The organism is Parabacteroides distasonis ATCC 8503, from assembly GCF_000012845.1.
In the GTDB taxonomy this organism is placed as follows: domain Bacteria; phylum Bacteroidota; class Bacteroidia; order Bacteroidales; family Tannerellaceae; genus Parabacteroides; species Parabacteroides distasonis.
In genome coordinates, this window is sequence record NC_009615.1 from 4,048,875 (window position 1) to 4,070,603 (window position 21,729).

Genomic DNA, 21,729 nt, shown 5'->3' on the forward strand with positions numbered 1-21,729 from the left:
AAAAATTAAGAAAAAAGAAAATAAAATAAGGGCAGGTAATCTTTTAGGTTGATACGTAATACCTTTAATGCCTTAGTTATATGATATTCTACTCCTTTTGCAGTAATGTTGGTCTCTTCCGCTATTTCTTTCACGGTTTTATTCTCGAAACGACTCATCTCGAATATCCGGCGGGTTTGCTCGGGCAATGATTGTAGTGTATTGTGTATGATGGTTTGTATTTCGTGAGAGAATATTTCTTCTGGATCACATGCTTCAAGTGTCGATATACGAATATTGAGTTCACGATCATTAAGTTCCATGATGTTTTCAATGGCGGATTCGTGGATTACTTTATGTCGTAAATAATCTAAGGCTTTGTTTTTTAATATGGTTAGCAGAAGAGTTTCTGAGGTCTCTGCCTCTTGTGATAGGGATAATCTCCAATATTTCACGAGAGATTCTGCCACGATATCTTCTGCCGCCATATCGTCGTGTACATATGATTTTGTAAACAGAAATGACCGTCGGTAATTTCGTTCATAGATACTATTGAAATCATCTCCTTTCATTTTCAATGTAGATTGGATGACAAATGTAGAAATTTTTGGATAGAAAAACAGTATTGGGCTAAAAAAGATGTTAAGAACAGATTGAGCGGTGAAAAATGGATATCTTTGTGAAAAGCATTAAATCATTAGGTCTTATGGATATAGGAATGCGGAACTACGATCTTCGGACTTTAATTGATGATGTGGAGGCGGAAGCCTCGTCTTTCTTATATCGGGAAGTTTGTTCGGGAATTGAGATCTGGAGATGTGGATGCCTTCCTCACTCGTTTAAAAGCCTTTTTCGCTGATTTCCCTTATGAGTTAAAGGCTAAAACGGAGTGTCATTATCAAGTAGTGTTTTATCTGGTGTTTAAATTGATGGGACAATTCTGTGATGCGAAGGTGCGCGGTGCGAAGGGACGTGCGGATGCGGTAGTAAAGACGAAAGATTATATTTATGTTTTTGAGTTCAAGCTGGACGGTTCCGTGAAAGATGCCTTGAGGCAGATTGACGAGAAAGGTTATCTGCTGCCTTATGAGGCTGATGGGCGTGAACTGGTGAAAATAGGTGTTTCCTTTAGTAAAGAGGATCGGAATCTGGGTTGTTGGGAGATTGTTTAGACCTGCGCTAAACCACTAGAATAAAGTTTCCCAAGTGAATAACTTATCACTTCCTAACTCGTAAGCTTGTGGCTTGACAAGCCGTAAGTTATTCACTTAACACTTCGATAATTAACAATAAGTCTTATTTGAAACTGCTTGTTTAATTCGTTGATAAATAGCTTTTTATAAACATGTGCATGTTTTACTCCAAACACGTACGTGTTTTGATGAAAAGTAAAAGTTTTTTGAACCAGTCTCTCTGCCATTCCCAGAATGGTGAGATATTGGCTTCTTAATATGTTAAAAATCATCCTATATACGAAACATCTCTATAATCCGTTGTTATATGAAGGATTATCGATATTTTTGTAAATAAACTAGGTAAGCATATGGCAGCGAAGAAAGACAGAGTACTTTGGGCGGATGACGAGATTGATTTGTTGAAACCGCATATCTTGTTCTTGCAGGACAAAGGGTATGAGGTCGTTCCGGTGGTGAGCGGGCAAGACGCTATTGACTGCTGTAAGGAACAATCGTTTGATATTATTTTTCTCGATGAGAATATGCCTGGCTTGACTGGGTTGGAGACGCTGTCGCATATCAAGGAGATCGCTCCGAATGTGCCGGTCGTGATGGTGACTAAAAGTGAGGAGGAAAGTATCATGAATCAGGCGATCGGAAATAAGATCGCGGATTATTTGATCAAACCGGTAAATCCCAACCAATTGCTTCTCTCTATCAAGAAGAATGTCCATAAGAACGTGATTATCTCCGAGACGACCACGGTGGGTTATCAGCAGGAATTCGGTCGTATTGGTATGCAAATCAATGATTCCTTGACCACAGACGACTGGATGGAGGTCTATAAGAAACTGGTGTACTGGGAACTGGAACTGGAAAGCAGCCAAGTGGCAATGACAGATATGCTCCGTATGCAGAAGGAAGAGGCCAATAACGCTTTTGCCAAATTCGTGAAGAAGAATTATGTGGACTGGATACAGAATCCGGCCGATCGCCCGTTGATGAGCCCCGACCTGTTTAAGAAGAAAGTCTTCCCAATGTTGGATAATGACGAGAAGGTTTTCTTTATATTGATCGATAATTTCCGGCTGGATCAATGGCGGGTGGTAAAAGAATTGCTTACTGAGTATTTTACGTTTGACGAGAGCTTGTATTATAGCATACTGCCAACCGCCACGCAATATGCCCGCAACTCCATATTCTCGGGCTTGATGCCTTCGCAAATAGAGCAGATGTTTCCGGATTTGTGGGTGGATGAGGAGAGCGAGGAAGGTAAGAATTTGAATGAGGCTCCATTGATTCAAACCCAGATCGATCGGTTCCGTAAGAAATATACCTTCTCATATAATAAAGTACACGATTCCCAATATGGAGAGAAATTGTTGGCTACGATCCCTTCTCTTACTCGTAATCAACTGAATGTGATTGTGCTGAACTTCGTGGATATGCTTTCGCATGCTCGTACGGAGAGTAAGATGATCCGTGAGTTGGCGCAAAGCGAGGCAGCCTATCGCAGCTTGACTAAATCATGGTTCCAGCACTCTTCTACGCTCGAGTTATTCAAACGAATCGCCGAGCGGGGAGGAAAAGTAATCGTTACGACCGATCATGGAACGATCCGGGTAACGAATCCGATCAAGGTGATAGGTGATAAGAATACGAATACCAATCTACGCTATAAAGTAGGCAAGAACTTGAATTATAACCCGAAAGAGGTATTCGAGATCCGGGATCCGGAAAAAGTAGGACTTCCCTCCCCGAATCTAAGCAGTAAGTATATTTTCGCCTACGGAGAGAATTTCTTCGCTTATCCGAATAATTATAACTATTACGTATCCTATTATAAAAATACATTCCAGCACGGAGGAATCTCGATGGAGGAGATGTTGGTGCCGTTTATTACGATGGAACCGAAATGATAATATGCCGAAAAGTTGCGTATATCATAAATATCACGAACTTTGCAGTCCATATAAACTGTAAACACGAATGCTATGAGCATACTGAAAATAGAAAGTTTGGATAAGATCCATGAGGCGGCTAAGGAGTTTATCGCCGGGATGGATGATCGTACGGTCTTTGCCTTCTATGGTCCGATGGGGGCCGGTAAGACTACCTTTATCAAGGCGATCTGTGAGGAATTGGGTGTGGAGGATGTGATCAACAGTCCCACATTCGCTATTATCAATGAGTACCGTAGCGATACGACGGGAGAATTGATTTATCATTTTGATTTTTACCGGATCAATAAATTGAGTGAGGCGGAGGATATCGGAACAGAGGATTATTTCTATAGCGGAGCTTTATGTTTTATCGAATGGCCGGAGAAAATAGATGAGTTGTTGCCCGGAGATGTGGTAGATGTAACGATCTCGGAGAATCCGGACGGTTCACGTACTGTAGAGGTTAAGTAAGTCTATGGATCCTTCCGAATACTTTATCTTATCCTTGTTTATCGCTTTGGGATTGTTCTCAATCGTAGCGGCGATCTGTAATTTTGATTGGTACTTTAAAACCAGCGGGGCGATGACTTTCGTGAACTGGTTCGGTCGTGGCGGCGCACGTATCTTCTATGCGTTGTTGGGAATCGGGCTGATCGCTTGTGGGGCGCTGGGACTTATGTATTGGTGATAAAAAGTAAATTACACTTACTTGTCCTAGTAAGTATAATCAAAATGCCTAAGTAAGTATAACTTCGTTGTCTGATGAAGTTATACTTACTTTGAGAAAGGCCCTATTCCGCTAATTGGAAATCAAGTTGTTTACGTTCCAAATTCGCTTGCGCTACTTTGATAGTGATAGGGTCTCCCAAACGATATTGACGTTTCTTGCGACGGCCCAATAAACAATAATTCTTCTCATCAAACTCATAGTAATCATCATCCAGATCACGGATTGGTACAAGCCCCTCGCATTTATTCTCGTTCAGTTCTACGTAAAGTCCCCATTCGGTGACACCGGAGATAACGCCGTCGAATGCCATGCCGAGCTTATCCTGCATGAATTCTACTTGCTTATATTTGATGGATGCACGCTCTGCGTTGGCGGCGACTTGCTCCATGCTGGAACAATGATCGCATAAATCCTCATACTTCTTTTGTATAACGCTACGGCCACCAGCTAGATAACGTTCCAGCAATCGGTGTACCATCATATCCGGATAACGGCGGATAGGAGAGGTGAAATGTGTATAGTATTCGAAAGCCAAGCCATAGTGGCCGATATTCTCCGTGGAGTAACGGGCCTTTTGCATGGCACGGATCGCCACTGTCTCGATCAAGTTCTCTTCCGGCTTTCCTTGTACATTGTCCAATAAGGAGTTGATTCCTTTGGAGACATCCGTCTTCGTGCCGTCTGTTTTCAACTTATAGCCGAAGCGACGGATAAAAGAGGCGAAATTCTCCATTTTATCTGGGTCCGGAAGCTCATGGATACGATAAACAAATGTCTTCTTAGTCTTTCCTTTAGGAGGACGGCCCACGAACTCGGCTACGGTACGGTTTGCCAATAGCATGAACTCCTCGATTAACTTATTAGCGTCTTTTGAGACCTTGAAATAAACACGGACTGGTTTCCCTTGTTCGTCGATCTCGAATTTAACCTCATAACGGTCGAAGTTGATAGCGCCACTCTTGAAACGGCGTTCCCGCAATTTCTTGGCAAGGTCGTTCAAGGCTAGAATCTCCTCTTTATAATCTCCCTCGCCGGTTTCGATCACCTCTTGTGCTTCCTCATAGGTAAAGCGGCGGTCGCTCTTGATGATCGTGCGGCAGATCCGGGAGTTTTGTACCACGGCATCGCTATTTAGTTCGAAGACAGCGGAGAAGCATAATTTTTCCTCGTCAGGACGTAAAGAGCATATTTGGTTACAAAGTCGCTCAGGAAGCATCGGTATCGTACGGTCTACCAGATAAACGGAAGTCGCACGGCTTTGCGCCTCTTTATCGATGACACCGTCCGTTTTCACATAATGTGTTACGTCGGCGATATGTACGCCAACCTCCCAGTTCCCGTTATCCAAACGGCGTGCGGAAAGGGCGTCGTCGAAGTCTTTCGCGTCCTTCGGGTCGATCGTGAAGGTTGTTATCCCCCGGAAATCCTCCCGGTTCTCAATTTCCTCCGGAGAGATCGCTTCCGGGATCTTATCCGCCGCTTTTTCTACCGAGGAAGGATATTTGTAAGGCAATCCGAATTCGGCAAGGATCGCGTGCATCTCGGCGGTATTCTGTCCGGCGATACCTAATATATCGATGACCTCACCCAGTGGATTCTTGGCTTCATCCGGCCATTCCACGATACGTACGATCGCTTTGTCGCCGTTCTTGCCCCCTTTCAGTTTATCCTTAGGGATGAAAATATCGTTAGCCAACGTCTTGTTTTCCGTAATCAAGAAGGCAAAGCCTTTAGCTACTTGAAGTTTACCTACGAAAGTACGCTCCTTGCTCTCAAGGATTTCCACGACCTCACCTTCCGGCTCGGCACCTTTACGTTTGGCGAAAAGCTGTACTTTCACTTTGTCTCCATCCATGGCATGCCCGGAATTACGTTCAGCGATAAATACCGGCGTACCTCCGTCTTCAGGGATGAAAGAATTCTTTCCATTGCTGCGGCGTGCGAAAGTTCCTACGGCTAGGGTTCCCAATCCGTTGAGACGGTAACGGCCACGGTCGATCTCGGTGATGATATCTTCGGCGGACAAATCATACAGGATGTCTACCACCTGCAATTTCTGCACTTGGTTCTCGACTCCGATGATCTTGCTGATTTGTTTATAGTTGAAAGGTTCCTTGGGAGAGGATTGGAAAACGGAAATGATGGCTTGGATCATCGCTTCTTTTTTCATACGTTTACCAACACCCTTTTCCTTTTTTCCTTTTTTCTCCTTGTTGTTATCTTTTTTTGCTGGTCTATTCTTTGCCATTCTGTATAATTATTTGCATTTGTTTTTGTGGAGACGGGGCACGCCTCGTCTTTTGCACGCCATGTCTACAAAGGAAACAATTTAAATTGATATTTGGTTGACAATTGTGTTAATTAGATTTATTAAGCTCGCGGATTCTTAATGGAAACAATTCGCCGGCACCCCTTTCGCTCCGGGCTTGCAACAGAATACGCTACCGCTTAGTGGATATTCCTCAAGCTGTTCCTCACTCAATCCAGCACGGGCGGTCGTTATATAAAGCGTGTCGAGCTTATCCCCTCCAAAAGCGCATGACGCTACGTGGGGGGCCGGTACGACAATTTTTGTCAACAGGTCGCCGGTATAGGGATTGTAACAATAAACACCGCCACCTCCCCATTGAGCCACCCAAAGGTTGTCGTTGCAATCTATCGTCATTCCATCCGGGGAGCCGGTGCCCTCGGGTATATTTACGGCTACGCCATCGTACAATATGTCACCGGAGCTATCGTCATACCGGAAACGTATGATCTTACGGGTAGGTGTGTCGTTGTAATACATGTATTTCTTGTTGGCGGACCATACGATCCCATTGGAGATCGTGACTTTTGTCAACTTTGTTTCGACGGTTCCGTCTGCCCATACACAATAAAGGCTGGCAGCCCCTTTAGGCGCTCCAAATCCCATGGTGCCGATCCATAAGCGTCCGGACGGGTCGCATTTCCCATCGTTGCAACGAATCTTCCCGTTATTGTCCGGGATTGGGGCGATAGATGTCGTGTTCCCATCCGTTAGGTTTACACGTATGATCTCGTTTTGTAAAGCGACGACTACCGTACTGTCCGTTTCCGGTACTACGGTAGAGACCATGCGGTCGAACTGCCATGAACGGCAATTTTGCAAGTCCGGTATATACTCATATAACGTCTTTCCTTCAATATCTACCCAGAAAAGTGTATTGCGATCGGGATGCCAAATCGATCCCTCCCCTGTAGTAGCTTCCGCCCGAAACGCCAGATCGGGGCTGATTATAATAGGATCGTTTATACAAGAGGTTCCTTCAAACATGATAAATGCCAATATTAATTTAATAACTATTTTTTTCATGGTATGCTATGAATCTGAGTTTACAAAGGTATAAATTTGTTTTATAATGCCATGATAAAAGATTATTTATGTAACTTTGCCGCTTAAATAAAATTACCGATGAGCGTAGAGATAAGAGAAGTTACCAGTAAGAAGGAGCTTAAGAAGTTTGTCAAGTTCAATATCGAATTATACAAGGGTAATCCCTATCACGTACCGGGTTTAATAGAGGAAGAGATGATGACGCTGGATAAGAAGAAAAATCCGGCGTTCGAGGTGTGCGACGCTATTTACTTCCTTGCCTATAAGGACGGGAAGGTGGTAGGCCGTATCGCCGGTATGGTGAATCGCCCGAGTAACGAGGCTTGGGGACAGAAACGTGCCCGCTTTGGTTTCGTTGATTTTATTGATGATGACGAGGTGGTTGATGCCCTTTTTGGCGCTGTCGAGAAATGGGCCCGCGAACAAGGCATGGAGGAGATCCACGGTCCGATGGGCTTTACCGATATGGATCACGAGGGTATGTTGATCGAGGGTTTCGATCAGATCGGTACGATGGCTACAATTTATAATTATCCCTATTACCCCAAGCAAGTGGAGCGTATCGGATACGGAAAGGATCAAGATTGGCATGAATTTAAGATCTATATACCGGATGGCGTTCCTGAGAAGCACTTGCGTATCGGTGAGATCGTGAAGAAGAAATACGGATTGAAGGTGCTGAAGTTCAAGAACGCTAAGGAGATTATGCCTTACGCCCGTCCGGTATTCCATACATTGAATGCGGCTTTCGCTCCCTTGTATGGTTTCGCGCAATTGACCGAGAAGCAGATCGATTATTATATCAATATGTATATCCCTATGCTGCGTTATGATTTGGTAACGCTGATCGTAAGGGAAGAGGATAATGCGGTGGTTGGCTTTGGCATCTCCCTGCCCAACCTATCGAGAGCCTTACAAAAGGCTCGTGGGCATATGTTACCCTTCGGGTGGATTCATTTGCTGAAAGCGTTGAAGAGCAAACCGAAAGTAATCGACCTGTATTTGACAGGAGTTTTGCCGGAATATCAAAGTAAAGGCGTGAACGCTTTATTATTTAATGACTTGATTCCGGTCTATAAGCGTATCGGTGCCGTTTACGCCGAGAGTAACCCGGAGCTGGAGACGAATAGCGCCGTACAAGCGCAATGGGATTATTTCAAGCGAGAGCATCATAAATCAAGAAGAGCGTATATTAAAAAGTTATAAGAGATATGGATGAGCTGAATTCAACGATACAACAACCTACGGAATATAACGATGATGACATCAAGACACTGGACTGGATGGAGCATATCCGCCGGCGTCCCGGTATGTATATCGGAAAACTGGGGGACGGTAGCTATGCCGATGATGGTATCTATGTGTTGTTGAAGGAGGTGCTGGATAACTCTATCGACGAGTACATGATGGGGTATGGCAAAAGTATCGAGGTGACTATCGAGGAAGGTACGGTAGCCGTGCGGGATTATGGCCGTGGTGTCCCTCTGGGTAAGGTCGTGGATGTGTCTAGCAAGATGAATACCGGCGCTAAATACGATAGCAAGGCGTTTAAGAAATCCGTGGGTTTGAATGGTGTGGGTATCAAGGCGGTGAATGCCTTGAGTAGTTATTTCTTGATAACCAGCTACCGTGACGGAGAGTGTAAGCGGGTGGAATATAGTAAGGCGATCGTCACGGAGGAATCGGATATCCAACCGACCGGGGAGGCGAACGGTACGCAGGTGTTTTTTGTCCCGGATCGGGAGATCTTTAAGGATTATCATTATAAGGACGAGTTTATCGAGGGGCTATTAAAGAACTATGTCTTCTTGAACTCGGGACTTTCCATTATTTACAACGGCAAGCGTTTCTATTCCCGCAACGGTCTGGTGGATTTGTTGAACGAGAATATGACCACCGAGCCTCTTTACCCGATCATCCACCTGAAAGGGGAGGATATAGAGGTGGTTATCACGCATAGCAACCAATATGGAGAGGAATATTATTCGTTCGTGAACGGCCAGCATACCACCCAAGGCGGTACGCACCTTTCTGCTTTCAAGGAGTCTATAGGCCGTGTCATCAAGGAATATTACAATAAGAATTTCGAGTATTCGGATATTCGTGCGGGTATCGTGGCCGCTATCAGCATAAAAGTGGAGGAGCCTGTATTCGAGAGCCAGACAAAGACCAAGCTCGGTTCGAAAGATATAGGACCGGACGGCCCTACGGTAGCGAAGTTTATCGGTGATTTCATCAAGAATGACCTGGATAACTATTTGCATAAGAATATGGAGACTTCGGAGCTTTTGCTGAAGAAGATCTTGGAGTCCGAGAAAGAGCGCAAGGCGATCGCCGGTGTTACGAAGCTGGCCCGCGAGCGTGCGAAGAAAGCGAATTTACATAATAAGAAACTAAGGGATTGCCGGATTCACCTGACCGACTCGAAAGGGGATTTGCTAGAGGAAAGCAGTATCTTTATCACGGAGGGTGACTCGGCTAGCGGTTCTATCACGAAGAGCCGTAACCCGAATTACCAAGCTGTATTTAGTTTGAGGGGTAAGCCTTTGAATAGTTATGGCTTGACAAAGAAGATCGTTTACGAGAACGAGGAGTTTAACTTGCTTCAAGCGGCCTTGAATATTGAGGATGGCTTGGAAGGTTTGCGGTATAATAAGGTGATTATCGCGACAGATGCCGATGTGGACGGGATGCATATCCGTTTATTGTTGATTACCTTCTTCTTGCAATTCTTCCCCGATTTGATTAAGCGTAATCATGTTTATATCTTGCAAACCCCGTTATTCCGGGTACGTAACCGGCAGAAGACGTGGTATTGTTATTCAGAGGAGGAACGCTTGGCTGCCATAGCCGCTGCCGGGAAGAATCCGGAGATCACCCGATTCAAAGGTCTGGGAGAGATCTCTCCCGATGAGTTCAAGCATTTTATCGGCAAGGATATACGCCTTGATCCGGTGACAATGAAGAAAGAGGACCTCGTGAAAGATATGCTCGAGTTCTATATGGGGAAGAATACCATGGAGCGACAGAACTTTATTATCGATAACTTAGTGGTTGAAGAAGATGTCATCAATTGAAAATAAACGTATTGCGCTTTTTCCCGGTACCTTCGATCCTTTTACGATCGGGCATCAATCCTTGGTAAGGCGTGGGTTGGAACTGGTGGACGAGATCGTGATCTCGATCGGTATCAACGATAAGAAGCTTACCTATTTCTCCTTGGAGAAGCGGATGGAAGCGATCTGGAATCTATACAAGGATAATCCAAGGGTGAAAGTCATGTCATATAATCAATTGACGGTGGATTTCGCTAAAGAGGTTGGAGCCGGCTTTATCTTAAGAGGAATCCGTACGGTCAATGATTTCGAATATGAGAAGACGATCGCGGACGTGAATCGTAAGTTGACGGGTATCGAGACTTTTATCTTGTTTACGGAACCGGAGCATACGCATATTAGCTCAAGTATTGTCCGTGAGTTGTTACGCTACGGCAAAGACATTTCCCAATTCGTCCCTAAAGAGACGAGATTGTATTGAAAATTATGAAACGAATATATCTGATGAAAAGAATCGTCTTATCCCTGCTGATCGTTCTAGGTGTGTTTACCGGAGCGACAGCGCAAAAAGCGAATATGGATGCCCGGAAGCTCCAATTGGCTTTATTCGCCATCTCTAATCTATATGTCGACTCTACTAGCGAGACGAAGTTGGTGGAAGACGCTATAGTCGGTATGTTGGATAAGCTAGACCCTCATTCCAATTATATGGATCCGGAGGAGACGAAAGAGATGACCGAGCCTTTACAAGGCAATTTCGATGGTATCGGCATACAGTTCAATATGTTGACGGATACGCTTTACGTGATTCAGGTAATCCCCGGAGGTCCCTCTGAGAAGGTGGGGTTGATGGCGGGCGACCGTATTATCCAAGTAGACGATACCTTGATCGCCGGCGTGAAGATGAAGACTACCGATATCATGAAGAAACTACGCGGACCGAAAGGTACCGAGGTGCGTGTGAAAGTAAAGCGAGGCAAGTCGCCGGAATTGATGGATTTCAAGATCGTTCGCGGTAAGATTCCCGTGTATAGTCTGGATGCCGCTTATATGGCGGATAAGAATACCGGTTATATTAAGTTGAACCGTTTCGCCGCTTCTTCCGCCGATGAATTCAGGGAGGCGTTGGAAAAGCTCCGGAAACAGGGCATGAAGAACTTGATTCTGGATTTGCAGGGAAATGGCGGGGGATATTTGAATATCGCCATAGAGCTGGCGGATGAGTTCTTGGATAAAAACCGGTTGATCGTTTATACGAAAGGGAGTAAGCAACCTCGTGAGGAGGCGAACTCTACCGCTCGCGGACAATTCCAAGAGGGACGTTTGGTCGTGCTGGTGGACGAGTCCTCGGCTTCGGCCAGCGAGATCGTCTCCGGCGCTATTCAAGATTGGGACCGGGGCGTGATCGTAGGTCGCCGTACCTTTGGTAAAGGTTTGGTACAGAAACCGATTCCCCTGCCGGATGGTTCCATGATTCGTTTGACGGTTTCCCGTTACTATACACCCACCGGACGTTGTATACAAAAGCCTTACGAGAACGGGAAGATCGAGGAGTACCACCATGATCTGATCGACCGTTATAACCGGGGGGAGTTGATGAGTGCCGATAGCATTCATTTCCCCGATTCAATGAAGTATAACACCTTGGTTACCGAGCGTACCGTATATGGAGGTGGAGGTATTATGCCGGACGTGTTCATCCCGGTAGATACGACTCGCTATACGGATTATCACCGGAAACTGGTAGCTTCCGGTTTAGTCAATCGGGTGTCCATGAATTATCTGGATCGTAATCGGAACCAGATGATGGCTAAATATCCGAAGTTCCAGCAATATAAGCAAGATTTCGTGGTCGGAGAGGATATCATGGAGGAGCTTCTGAAGATGGCCGGCGATGAGAAGATTGAGTTTGAGGAAGAAGAATATAATCGTTCGAAGCCGTTGATCATGCTTCAGATCAAGGCGCTTATCGCACGGGATCTCTATGATATGGCGCAGTACTTCCAGATTATCAATGATGATAATCCGAGTTACCAGAAAGCGCTTCAGATTATTAATAATAAAGAAACTTACAATAGGCTTTTAGGACGTTAGCCAACGTAAACTGATAAGGGTATGTATTGGACGCTTTTTCTGACATTCGTGAAAATCGGTATGTTTACCATCGGAGGTGGTTACGCCATGTTGCCGCTTATCCAGCGGGATGTGGTAGACCGGGGGTGGATGACGAAAGAGGACTTTATCGACGTTTTCTCCGTGGCCCAATCGTTGCCGGGTATTTTCGCCGTGAATATAGCGATCTTCGTGGGTTATAAACTGAAGAAGACATGGGGCGGTTTTGTTTGTGCCTTGGGCACGATTCTCCCTTCTTTTGTAATCATGCTCTTGATCGCGTTATTCTTTACGCAGGTAAAGGATAATGTATGGGTGGAGAAGGCGTTTATGGGATTGCGTCCGGCGGTGGTCGCCTTGATCGCCGTGCCTTGTCTGACAACCGCACGTTCTATCAAGTTGAGTTACGTGCAAATGATCATACCTGTCGGGGCGGCATTGCTGATCTGGATGGGTGGGGTGTCTCCCGCTTGGATTATCTTGGCGGCTATAGCCGGAGGTTTGGTGTATGGTTTAAATAAGAAGGGCTGATATGATTTGGTTACAATTATTATATGTATATCTGAAGATCGGTATATTGGGCTTTGGTGGTGGGTATGCGATGTTATCCTTGATACAAGCCGACGTGGTGGACCGCTATGGTTGGATTTCCTTGCAGGAGTTTACCGATATTGTCGCTATCTCTCAAATGACACCCGGACCGATCGGTATCAATAGCGCCACCTATATAGGGTATACGGCGGTGCATAATGCGGGGTATTCGGAGACGATGAGTATCCTAGGATCTTGCCTGACGACATTTGCGGTATGTCTGCCTTCTTTCTTATTGGTCCTTCTGATCTCTTATTTCTTCGCTAAGTTTCGGAATAATAAATATGTAGAGGCGGCTTTCCTTGGATTACGCCCGGCTACGGTGGGACTGATCGCTGCCGCTGCCTTGCTATTAATGAATAAAGAGAACTTCATCGACTACAAGAGCTTCTTGATCTTTGGTGCCGCTTTCATCCTAACATGGAAATTCAAGGTACATCCTATCTTGATGATCATCTTGGCGGGTATCGCGGGTATTATTTTATATTGGTAATCCCGATGTCGATGGAATTGCCCGTTTAATCGGTGAAAACAGCCCCTTTTTCTAGTCTGGTTGCCCATGTTTTTAAGGTAATATAGTTTTGCTTTCGTAAAAAGATAGAAAACGAAGGCAATATGAAACAATACGCTTTATTATTCGCATGTCTGTTCTTCCTCTGTGTAGGGAGTAAGGCACAAGAGCAACCTACCCGATGGACGTTGCGCACTTGCTTGGATTACGCTTTGGAGCATAATATCCAAGTAAAGAAAAGCAAGGTGTCGCATCTTTCCGGTATAGAGGATACGAAGCAGGCGAAAGCACAGCTTTTCCCTTCCCTTTCGGCTTCGGTTACCCAAGGATTCGTGAATTATCCTTCGAGCGACGCCGCTACGAATAATAGCTATAGCGGTAATTATGCGCTGAACGCTAAATGGACGCTTTTTGATGGAGGGCAACGTGTACAGACGATCAAGCAACAGGAAATACAAAATACCGTCGATGAGCTAGGTATCGAGCAAAACGAGGATGATATCCAAATCTCCTTGATACAGACCTATATGCAGGTACTATATGCGATGGAGTCCGTTCGTATCAACCAAAATACGGTCGAGGTATCTACGGCGCAGCGGGATCGTGCGGTGGAGTTGCTACGTGCCGGTTCGATTTCGAAAGTGGATTTGGCCCAGTTGGAAAGCCAGTTAAGCACCGATAAATATCAATTGGTCGTAGCCCAGACGAATCTAGACAATTATAAGTTGCAATTGAAGCAATTACTAGAACTGGATATAACCGAAGAGATCGAATTGGTGATGCCGGAGCTTACGGAGAAAGATATCTTAACCCCGCTTCCGAGCAAGCAAACGATTTACAATACCTCTCTGGCCGTGATGCCGCAAATAAAGAGCAGTGAGCTGGCCGTGGACATCGCTGAGCTGGAGAAGAAAAAGGCGAAAGGCGCTTTCCTCCCTTCGCTCTCCATGAACGCCGGGCTGGGTACCGGCCATCTCTCCGGAACGGATTACGCTTTCGGTAGCCAGATCTGGAATAGCTTCAACGAGAGTGTCGGATTGACGATCAGCATCCCTATCTTCAGTAACCGTCAGTATAAGACGGCCTATAACAAGGCGAAATACGCGATTACCACCAGCCAGTTGGAGTTGCTGAATACCCAAAAACAATTGCTGCAAACCGTGGAGGGGATCTATCTGGACGCTACCTCGTCGCAGACCCAATATACCTCGGCTACCGAACGCTTGAGTTACGTGAAGGAAAGCTATAACTTGATCGATGAGCAATTCAGCCTCGGTATGAAAAATACGCTTGAGCTATTGACGGAGAAGAACAATTATCTGACCGCCCAGCAAGAGCAGCTACAAGCGAAATACATGGCCTTGATGAGCGTCCAGTTGCTGAATGTTTATCAGAAGAAGCCGGTTGCGGAGAATTATTAACCCACTAATGGATATATATATATTTACTCCACTCTCTTTTTTCAAGGTTACCCTGCGACGGAAGTCGCGGGGGCCTTTTGAACAAGAACAGAACGTAAAACAGAAATAAAACGAATCAGAATATGGACAAGAAGAAACTAATCATGGGCGGTGTTGCCGTTATCCTCATCGCGGGGGGCGTGTTCCTTTTCACGGGCAAATCCTCGAAAGGCGGGATCAAGCTGGAGACCGCTAAGGTAGGGCGCAGCACGATCACGAATACGGTTACGGCCACCGGTACGGTAGAGCCCGTTACCGAGGTTGAGGTAGGTACGCAGGTATCCGGTATCATCGATAAGTTGTACGCTGATTATAACGACGTGGTGAAGGCCGGCCAACTGATCGCCGAGATGGATAAGATCAACCTCCAAGCCGAACTTCGTTCCGCCGAGGCGCAATTGGCGAGCAGCAAGACGGAGTTCGAGTATCAACAGAAGAACTACGCACGTAGCAAGGTGCTTCACGAGAAACAATTGATTAGCGATACGGATTATGAGACGGCTACCTATAATTATGAGAAGGCGAAGGCCGCTTACGACCAGAGTCAGGCCTCCATGGTGAAAGTAAACCGTAATCTGGAATATGCCACGATCACGAGCCCTATAGACGGAGTGGTTATCAACCGGGCCGTTGAGGAAGGGCAGACCGTTGCCGCCGGCTTCGAGACCCCGACTCTGTTTACCATTGCCGCCGACTTGACGAAGATGCAGGTGATAGCAGACGTGGATGAGGCGGATATAGGGAACGTGGAGGAAGGCCAACGGGTTAGCTTTACGGTGGATGCCTACCCGAACGATCAATTCGAGGGCGTGGTTCGCCAGATTCGCCTTGGGGATAGCGAAAGCACCTCCAGCGCTTCTTCCAGTACTTCTTCTTCTACGGTCGTTACCTACGAGGTAGTGATTACGGCAGATAATCCGGACTTGAAACTGAAACCTCGCTTGACGGCGAATATCACGATTTATACGTTGGAACGTGCGAATGTCCTGACCTTGCCGAACAAGGCACTTCGTTTTATCCCCGAGCCCGCCATCATGGAATCGTTGGGTATGACCGTGACAGATCCGAATGCGGAGGTACAACCCGGAAAACGCTTGGTTTGGTCCCGCCAAGGAAATACCTTGAGCCCGAGGCAGATTACGGTCGGAACCAGCAACAACAGCGTGACCGAAGTAACCGAGGGCTTGAGCGAGGGCGATGAGGTAGCCGTAGATTTAGCGAGCGCCGCTAACATGCCGGAAGTAGGTGCAGGAGCGGAGCGTAGCCCTTTCATGCCGGGCCCTCCGGGAAGCAACAAAAATAAGAGATAGTTTGCGTCATGAAAGAAATTATCAGATTAGACAATATAAAACGAGACTTCCACGTGGGCGACGAGATCGTCCATGCCCTGCGAGGCGTGTCGTTCACGATCCGCGAGGGGGAGTTCGTGACGATCATGGGAACCTCCGGCTCCGGAAAGAGTACGTTGCTGAACACGCTGGGTTGCCTTGATACTCCTACGAGCGGGGAGTATTACTTAGACGGGGTATCCGTGCGCACCATGAACAAGCGGCAACGGGCGACTCTCCGGAATCGTAAGATCGGCTTCGTCTTCCAGAGCTATAACCTGCTGGCGAAGACAACGGCGGTAGAGAATGTAGAGCTCCCTCTCATGTACAACCCCGCCTATAAAGCGGCTCAGCGTAGGGAAAAGGCGGTCAACGCCTTGATCGCCGTGGGCTTGGGAGACCGACTGATGCATAAAAGCAACCAGATGTCCGGTGGCCAGATGCAGCGTGTGGCGATCGCCCGTGCCTTGGTGAACGACCCGGCGGTGATCCTGGCGGACGAGGCTACCGGCAACTTGGATACCCGTACCTCTTTTGAGATCTTGGTGCTCTTCCAGCGTCTGCACGCCGAGGGACGTACGATTATTTTTGTCACCCACAACCCGGAGATCGCCCAATACAGCAGCCGGAATATCACGTTGCGCGACGGTCATGTAACCGCCGATACGGTGAATACGAATATCTTGAGCGCCGCCGAGGCTTTGGCCCGCCTGCCCAAGAATGATGATTAAGCGATAAACAGAAGTAACAATGAATACGACGAATTTACTAAAGATAGCCCTCCGGGCCTTGGCCAACAACAAGCTGCGGGGATTCCTCACGATGCTGGGTATCATCATCGGCGTGGCTTCCGTGATCACGATGCTGGCCATCGGTCAAGGTTCGAAGCGGAGTATACAGGCGCAGATCAGCGAGATGGGCTCGAACATGATCATGATCCAGCCGGGAGCCGACATGCGTGGTGGTGTCCGCCAAGACGCCTCTGCCATGGAGACGCTGAAGCTACAGGACTACGAGGATATCGTGAACGAGACTCGCTACGTCTCCGCCACCTCTCCCTCCGTGAACAGTAGCGGGCAGGCCATCTATGGCGCCAACAATGCCCCGACCACCGTCTACGGTATCAGCCCGGATTATATGGAGATACGCCGATACGAGGTGGAGGATGGCGATATGTTCAGCGATCAAGACGTACAGACCGCCGCCAAGGTATGCGTGATCGGGAAGACGGTGGTGGATAACCTTTTCCCCGGCGGAGAGAATCCCGTCGGACGGGTGATCCGTTTCCAGAAGCTACCGTTCCGGGTCGTGGGCGTACTGAAAAGCAAAGGATATAACAGCATGGGAATGGACCAAGACGACCTGATCTTAGCTCCATACACAACTATTCAAAAGAAGATCTTGGCCATTACCCATTTGCAAGGCATAACCTGCTCGGCGCTCAAGGAGGAGTACACCGATCAAGCCATAGACGAGATATCGGAGATACTGAGGCGTAACCATAGGCTGCGGGAAACCGATGATGATGATTTCACGATCCGGAGTATGCAGGAGTTGAGTACGATGTTGACAAGTACGACGGATATAATGACGACGTTGCTGGCCGCGGTGGCTGGTATCTCTCTTCTCGTTGGTGGTATCGGTATCATGAATATCATGTACGTGAGCGTGACGGAGCGTACGCGGGAGATCGGCCTCCGTATGAGTATCGGTGCGAAAGGCATGGATATCTTGGCTCAGTTCTTGATCGAGTCTATCCTTATCAGCGTGACCGGGGGATTGATCGGCGTGCTTTTCGGCGTGGGAGCCGCCTTGATCGTGAATGTCGTGGCGCATTTCCCGATCTATATCCAGCCATGGAGCGTACTGCTCTCTTTCGTGGTATGTACCGTCACCGGGGTGTTCTTCGGATGGTATCCCGCTAAGAAGGCGGCCCAGCTCGACCCGATAGAGGCCATACGCTATGAGTAGACGGATGAGGCATGGTCTCCTTACCTGTAAAGGGTATGCATCATACGTATGAGGAACGATGCATTAAACCTATGATGTATGACACCTCATAGCTATGAGGCGAAGGCTCACTAGATAAGGCTACATGGCTCATATAACGGTAGGAATGACTATATTTGCGTAGCACTAAAGAGGATAATAAGATGAATGACACACCACAATCCCCCCCTATCAAAGGTTTGGGAAAGTTGATACACATTGCGGGATGGGGTATCCTATTCTGTTCCCCCTTCTTCTTCACGGGGAGGGAGTCGCAAGTCACGTTCGAGGGGTATCTGCGGAGCATCATCGTGCCGCTCTCCTTCATGCTCGTCTTCTACTTGAATTACGGGTGGCTGGTGAGGCGGTATTTGTTCAACCGCCGGACAGGGCGTTTCCTGCTGATCAACCTATTGCTTATCGGGAGTACGATGCTGTTCGTGCATTTCTGCATGCGCTATTTCTACCCTCCGGAGATGCATCATCCGGCTCGTCCGCCCCGCCCGTTGAACGAGACGGTGGGGTTCTTTCTCGTCAACGCCGTTATCTACTCCTTGGTAGCCGGCCTTAGCGTGGCGATCAAGATGACGGACGGATGGTACCGGGTGGCGGCTATCCAGCGGGAACTGGAGAAGGAGCGTGCCGAGGCGGAATTGCAGAACTTGAAAAGCCAGCTTAACCCGCATTTCCTGTTTAATACGTTGAATAATATCTATAGCTTGATAGCGTTCAGCCCGGAGAAGGCGCAGGAGGCGGTGCACGATTTGAGCCGCTTGCTTCGCTATGTCTTGTATGAGAGTAGCCAGCCTTTTGTCCCTTTGGAGAAGGATTTCGACTTCCTTCGTAATTATGTGGAGTTGATGCGTATACGCCTGCCCAAACATGTGGAGCTGAAAACGAATATCGTCGCTTCCTCTCCGGGAACCTTGATCGCCCCCCTGTTGTTTATCTCCTTGGTTGAGAACGCATTTAAGCATGGGGTGAGCAATAATAAGCCGTCTTTCATCCATTTGGATATCCATCAGGAGGGGGCGGAGGTAGTTTGTACTATCGTGAATAGCTATTTCCCGAAAAGCCCGGATCAAGATAAAAGTGGTTCCGGTATCGGGCTGGTGAATCTGGAGAAACGCTTGGGGCTGCTCTATCCGGGGCATTTCTCGTTCCAATGCGGTCGGGAGGGGGATAACTATTCTTCTTATCTATCAATTACTATAAACGAGACTGAGATATGAGATTGACTTGCGCTATTATTGACGATGAACCTTTAGCGGTTAGCTTGCTGGAAAGCTACGTCTTGAAAACTCCGTTTCTGGATTTACAAGGGACTTATAATAGTGCCTTGGACGCTCTTTCCGACTTACGGGATCGGCCGGTGGATCTGCTTTTTCTGGATATCCAGATGCCGGAGTTGAGCGGATTGGAGTTCTCCCGTATCTTGAACGCCGATACCCGTGTCATTTTTACGACGGCTTTCGATCAATATGCCGTGGATAGTTACCGAGTAAACGCGCTGGATTATTTGTTGAAGCCAATTAGTTATCCGGACTTCCTTGCCTCGGCGAATAAGGCGTTGCGATGGTATGAGCTGCTCCGTAAGCCGGTGTCTTCGGAAGAGAAGGAAGGATCCGCGCCAATTGCGGAGAAGGGCGGGATGGAGAGTATTTTCGTCAAGAGTGAGTATAAGCTGTTGCAAATAGAGCTGCGCAAGATATTATATATTGAAGGATTAAAGGATTACGTGAAGATATTCGTGGAGGATGAGCCCCGTCCGGTCCTTTCGTTGATGAGCATGAAGAGTTTGGAGGATATGTTACCTTCGGATCGCTTTGTGCGTGTTCATCGCTCTTTTATCGTCCAGCCGGAGAAGATCAAGGTGATCGAGCGTAATCGGATTGTCTTTGGAAAGGAGTATATCCCGATCTCCGACAATTATAAACAGCATTTCCTAGAGATGATAGAGCGTAGATCGATCCTGCCGAAATAACCGCTGGTTAGTTGAACAACTGGAGCAATAATTTCTCTATCGCTACGGTCATAGGACGTCCGTCGCAGGAATAGTTGTTTACGAATAGGGCGATGGCGTATTGCTTATCGCCTTTGTTTATATATCCCGCATATCCTTTTACCCGGCTCATGCTTCCGCTTTTAAGATGAGCTTTTCCTTGGAGGGATGAGCCTTTTAAGAAGTTCCTCACCGAGCCTTCTACCCCCGCTACGGGCAATGATTCGTAGAAGGCTGTGTGTTGTTGTGAACGGGTTCTCATATAAATCAATAAATCAGCCACAAAAGCTGTTGATAACTTGTTGGTAACCGCAAGGCCACTACCGTCGTACATCCAGACGCACGAGAGGTCGAGTCCTTTCCCTTGCCAATAGTCCCGAAGCACCTGGATGCCCCGGTTAAAAGAAGATATGACCTCTCCCTTACGGGGCGTATAGCGTAGGCCGATTGTCTTGATCAAGGCATCGGCGAATAAATTATGGCTGACATGGTTGGTCACTTCCACGATTTCCCGAAGCGTAGGGGAGTAAGTGGTAACAATCTCGGTCCGTTTCCCGGGTTGCCACCTACCGGCCTCCCGCAAGATACGGAAACAAGACGGTGATTCGCCGACCGTGATCCCTTCATGTTCCAATTGCCTAGTGAGATAATCCGCTAGGAAAAGAGCCGGGTCCGGGATATCCCCTTTGAGCGGATACCATTCCCGGTTAGCGGGGACAATTCCGTATAAATAACGGTCCGTGGCGAATGGCGCCCCTACGATAAAAGAACTATCCGAAGATACTTGCTGAGCCGTTAAGTAATTATGGAAATGGATGCCGGATAATTCCGGTTCGGTTCCTTTCAACTTCGGGCGGCTTCCGGGAGCCCCGGTTTGCAGTCCTAATTTATAGAGATTGTCGAATACGCAAAGTCCATAGCTTCCGGCGCCATAATAGCTGCCCATATCTTCGCCAACCCATTTAAAGGAAGTGCCTTCCGTGTCGAATATACTTTCATCAGCGATTACGGCACCTTGTATTTTATGGATACCCACCTTTTTCAAGGCGGAGATCCATTCCTGTAGGAACCGCTTATGATACGGGGCGAAATGCGCTGAGCCAAGGCTGGGATCTCCGCTTCCCTTGATGTATAGATTCCCTTTTAGCAAGCCCTTCTCGATGGAGCCATCGTATGCCAATGTCGTGGGAAAGCGATAATCCTCGCCCAGTATCTCCAAGGCGGTAGCGGTCGTAACCGTCTTCATGACCGAGGCTGGGGTCAGCTGCCGGAGGGTATCGTAAGCGAATACCGTCTCGCCATTGTGAACGTCTTTCACGATCAAGGAAAATGAGGCTCCTTCCATATAAGGCTTACGCAGGAATTGCTTGATAGGTTGTGGAACCTGTGCCCCTACTGAAAGGTATAAGCAAGAAATGAGGAAGAAAAAGGATATTTTACGTATCATGATGTTTATATATTCTACTTTATTCTATCTTTGTCGCAAGCAAAGATATGA

At 47.2% G+C, this 21,729-nt stretch carries 19 protein-coding genes and 1 pseudogene; 16 read left to right on the plus strand and 4 right to left on the minus strand.

Going from position 1 to position 21,729, the window contains the following annotated elements; genetic code table 11:
- Nucleotides 1–5 precede the first annotated feature (5 nt).
- Nucleotides 6–551, minus strand: coding sequence for an RNA polymerase sigma-70 factor (locus tag BDI_RS16675; protein ID WP_011967280.1), 546 nt, complete (start codon nt 549–551; stop codon nt 6–8).
- Nucleotides 552–758: 207 nt separating this feature from the next.
- On the opposite strand from BDI_RS16675, the pseudogene BDI_RS16680 reads away from it, so the two are divergent.
- The 4 genes and pseudogenes from BDI_RS16680 to BDI_RS16700 form a co-directional block, all read left to right on the plus strand.
- Nucleotides 759–1,151, plus strand: a pseudogene (locus BDI_RS16680) (PD-(D/E)XK nuclease domain-containing protein); the annotation flags it as partial.
- A 371-nt stretch (nt 1,152–1,522) separates the two neighbouring features.
- A complete protein-coding gene (locus tag BDI_RS16690) occupies nt 1,523–3,073 on the plus strand; it encodes a PglZ domain-containing protein (protein WP_005867323.1) in 1,551 nt (516 codons plus the stop codon).
- A 75-nt stretch (nt 3,074–3,148) separates the two neighbouring features.
- Nucleotides 3,149–3,568, plus strand: a complete 420-nt coding sequence (tsaE, locus tag BDI_RS16695) for a tRNA (adenosine(37)-N6)-threonylcarbamoyltransferase complex ATPase subunit type 1 TsaE (protein ID WP_005859815.1) — start codon at nt 3,149–3,151, stop codon at nt 3,566–3,568.
- Between the two features lie 4 nt (nt 3,569–3,572).
- Complete coding sequence (locus BDI_RS16700; protein WP_005859813.1) at nt 3,573–3,785, plus strand: immunity 17 family protein; 213 nt, start codon at nt 3,573–3,575, stop codon at nt 3,783–3,785.
- Nucleotides 3,786–3,888: 103 nt separating this feature from the next.
- Here BDI_RS16700 and rnr read toward each other — a convergent pair whose 3' ends face one another.
- Together rnr and BDI_RS16710 are read right to left on the minus strand one after the other, a co-directional pair.
- Nucleotides 3,889–6,075 (minus strand): ribonuclease R, encoded by a 2,187-nt coding sequence (gene rnr / locus BDI_RS16705; RefSeq protein WP_011967281.1) that lies wholly within the window; start codon nt 6,073–6,075, stop codon nt 3,889–3,891.
- Between the two features lie 138 nt (nt 6,076–6,213).
- Nucleotides 6,214–7,122, minus strand: coding sequence for an SMP-30/gluconolactonase/LRE family protein (locus BDI_RS16710; RefSeq protein ID WP_005859808.1), 909 nt, complete (start codon nt 7,120–7,122; stop codon nt 6,214–6,216).
- A 138-nt stretch (nt 7,123–7,260) separates the two neighbouring features.
- Between BDI_RS16710 and BDI_RS16715 the strand changes: the two genes are divergently transcribed.
- From BDI_RS16715 to BDI_RS16770, 12 genes are all read left to right on the plus strand, one after another.
- Nucleotides 7,261–8,388, plus strand: a complete 1,128-nt coding sequence (locus BDI_RS16715) for a hypothetical protein (RefSeq protein WP_005859806.1) — start codon at nt 7,261–7,263, stop codon at nt 8,386–8,388.
- A gap of 5 nt (nt 8,389–8,393) precedes the next feature.
- Nucleotides 8,394–10,259 (plus strand): DNA topoisomerase IV subunit B, encoded by a 1,866-nt coding sequence (locus BDI_RS16720; RefSeq protein ID WP_005859805.1) that lies wholly within the window; start codon nt 8,394–8,396, stop codon nt 10,257–10,259.
- Entirely contained in the window at nt 10,246–10,719 is a 474-nt protein-coding gene (gene coaD, locus BDI_RS16725) for a pantetheine-phosphate adenylyltransferase (protein ID WP_005859804.1), read from the plus strand. Before BDI_RS16720 ends, coaD begins: the two co-directional genes overlap by 14 nt.
- Nucleotides 10,720–10,742: 23 nt before the next feature.
- A complete protein-coding gene (locus BDI_RS16730) occupies nt 10,743–12,332 on the plus strand; it encodes a S41 family peptidase (protein ID WP_041525612.1) in 1,590 nt (529 codons plus the stop codon).
- 21 nt (nt 12,333–12,353) lie between these two features.
- Nucleotides 12,354–12,881 carry a chromate transporter gene (locus tag BDI_RS16735; RefSeq protein WP_005859800.1) on the plus strand — a complete coding sequence of 176 codons (528 nt, stop codon included), beginning with the start codon at nt 12,354–12,356 and terminating at the stop codon, nt 12,879–12,881.
- 1 nt (nt 12,882) lies between these two features.
- The gene (locus BDI_RS16740; RefSeq protein WP_005859799.1) at nt 12,883–13,434 is read left to right on the plus strand and encodes a chromate transporter; all 552 of its coding nucleotides are present in this window, start codon (nt 12,883–12,885) and stop codon (nt 13,432–13,434) included.
- A gap of 122 nt (nt 13,435–13,556) precedes the next feature.
- Nucleotides 13,557–14,873 carry a TolC family protein gene (locus BDI_RS16745; protein ID WP_011967283.1) on the plus strand — a complete coding sequence of 439 codons (1,317 nt, stop codon included), beginning with the start codon at nt 13,557–13,559 and terminating at the stop codon, nt 14,871–14,873.
- 122 nt (nt 14,874–14,995) lie between these two features.
- Nucleotides 14,996–16,222, plus strand: coding sequence for an efflux RND transporter periplasmic adaptor subunit (locus BDI_RS16750; RefSeq protein ID WP_011967284.1), 1,227 nt, complete (start codon nt 14,996–14,998; stop codon nt 16,220–16,222).
- Between the two features lie 8 nt (nt 16,223–16,230).
- Nucleotides 16,231–16,971, plus strand: coding sequence for an ABC transporter ATP-binding protein (locus tag BDI_RS16755; RefSeq protein ID WP_011967285.1), 741 nt, complete (start codon nt 16,231–16,233; stop codon nt 16,969–16,971).
- A gap of 19 nt (nt 16,972–16,990) precedes the next feature.
- Nucleotides 16,991–18,211: an ABC transporter permease gene (locus BDI_RS16760; RefSeq protein ID WP_009275295.1), complete on the plus strand. Its 1,221-nt coding sequence runs from the start codon at nt 16,991–16,993 to the stop codon at nt 18,209–18,211.
- Nucleotides 18,212–18,393: 182 nt separating this feature from the next.
- Nucleotides 18,394–19,461 carry a sensor histidine kinase gene (locus tag BDI_RS16765; protein ID WP_011967286.1) on the plus strand — a complete coding sequence of 356 codons (1,068 nt, stop codon included), beginning with the start codon at nt 18,394–18,396 and terminating at the stop codon, nt 19,459–19,461.
- Nucleotides 19,458–20,213: a LytR/AlgR family response regulator transcription factor gene (locus tag BDI_RS16770; protein ID WP_008772909.1), complete on the plus strand. Its 756-nt coding sequence runs from the start codon at nt 19,458–19,460 to the stop codon at nt 20,211–20,213. The genes BDI_RS16765 and BDI_RS16770 overlap by 4 nt, the downstream gene beginning before the upstream one ends.
- A 7-nt stretch (nt 20,214–20,220) precedes the next feature.
- Here BDI_RS16770 and dacB read toward each other — a convergent pair whose 3' ends face one another.
- Nucleotides 20,221–21,678, minus strand: a complete 1,458-nt coding sequence (gene dacB / locus BDI_RS16775; RefSeq protein ID WP_011967287.1) for a D-alanyl-D-alanine carboxypeptidase/D-alanyl-D-alanine endopeptidase — start codon at nt 21,676–21,678, stop codon at nt 20,221–20,223.
- Between the last annotated feature and the right edge of the window lie 51 nt (nt 21,679–21,729).

Bases quoted from the DNA above. Each gene is read 5' to 3' on its own strand.
- BDI_RS16675 (WP_011967280.1), bottom strand. From the start codon at position 551: ATGAAAGGAGATGATTTCAATAGTATCTATGAACGAAATTACCGACGG.
- BDI_RS16690 (WP_005867323.1), top strand. From the start codon at position 1,523: ATGGCAGCGAAGAAAGACAGAGTACTTTGGGCGGATGACGAGATTGAT.
- tsaE (WP_005859815.1), top strand. From the start codon at position 3,149: ATGAGCATACTGAAAATAGAAAGTTTGGATAAGATCCATGAGGCGGCT.
- BDI_RS16700 (WP_005859813.1), top strand. From the start codon at position 3,573: ATGGATCCTTCCGAATACTTTATCTTATCCTTGTTTATCGCTTTGGGA.
- rnr (WP_011967281.1), bottom strand. From the start codon at position 6,075: ATGGCAAAGAATAGACCAGCAAAAAAAGATAACAACAAGGAGAAAAAA.
- BDI_RS16710 (WP_005859808.1), bottom strand. From the start codon at position 7,122: ATGTTTGAAGGAACCTCTTGTATAAACGATCCTATTATAATCAGCCCC.
- BDI_RS16715 (WP_005859806.1), top strand. From the start codon at position 7,261: ATGAGCGTAGAGATAAGAGAAGTTACCAGTAAGAAGGAGCTTAAGAAG.
- BDI_RS16720 (WP_005859805.1), top strand. From the start codon at position 8,394: ATGGATGAGCTGAATTCAACGATACAACAACCTACGGAATATAACGAT.
- coaD (WP_005859804.1), top strand. From the start codon at position 10,246: ATGTCATCAATTGAAAATAAACGTATTGCGCTTTTTCCCGGTACCTTC.
- BDI_RS16730 (WP_041525612.1), top strand. From the start codon at position 10,743: ATGAAAAGAATCGTCTTATCCCTGCTGATCGTTCTAGGTGTGTTTACC.
- BDI_RS16735 (WP_005859800.1), top strand. From the start codon at position 12,354: ATGTATTGGACGCTTTTTCTGACATTCGTGAAAATCGGTATGTTTACC.
- BDI_RS16740 (WP_005859799.1), top strand. From the start codon at position 12,883: ATGATTTGGTTACAATTATTATATGTATATCTGAAGATCGGTATATTG.
- BDI_RS16745 (WP_011967283.1), top strand. From the start codon at position 13,557: ATGAAACAATACGCTTTATTATTCGCATGTCTGTTCTTCCTCTGTGTA.
- BDI_RS16750 (WP_011967284.1), top strand. From the start codon at position 14,996: ATGGACAAGAAGAAACTAATCATGGGCGGTGTTGCCGTTATCCTCATC.
- BDI_RS16755 (WP_011967285.1), top strand. From the start codon at position 16,231: ATGAAAGAAATTATCAGATTAGACAATATAAAACGAGACTTCCACGTG.
- BDI_RS16760 (WP_009275295.1), top strand. From the start codon at position 16,991: ATGAATACGACGAATTTACTAAAGATAGCCCTCCGGGCCTTGGCCAAC.
- BDI_RS16765 (WP_011967286.1), top strand. From the start codon at position 18,394: ATGAATGACACACCACAATCCCCCCCTATCAAAGGTTTGGGAAAGTTG.
- BDI_RS16770 (WP_008772909.1), top strand. From the start codon at position 19,458: ATGAGATTGACTTGCGCTATTATTGACGATGAACCTTTAGCGGTTAGC.
- dacB (WP_011967287.1), bottom strand. From the start codon at position 21,678: ATGATACGTAAAATATCCTTTTTCTTCCTCATTTCTTGCTTATACCTT.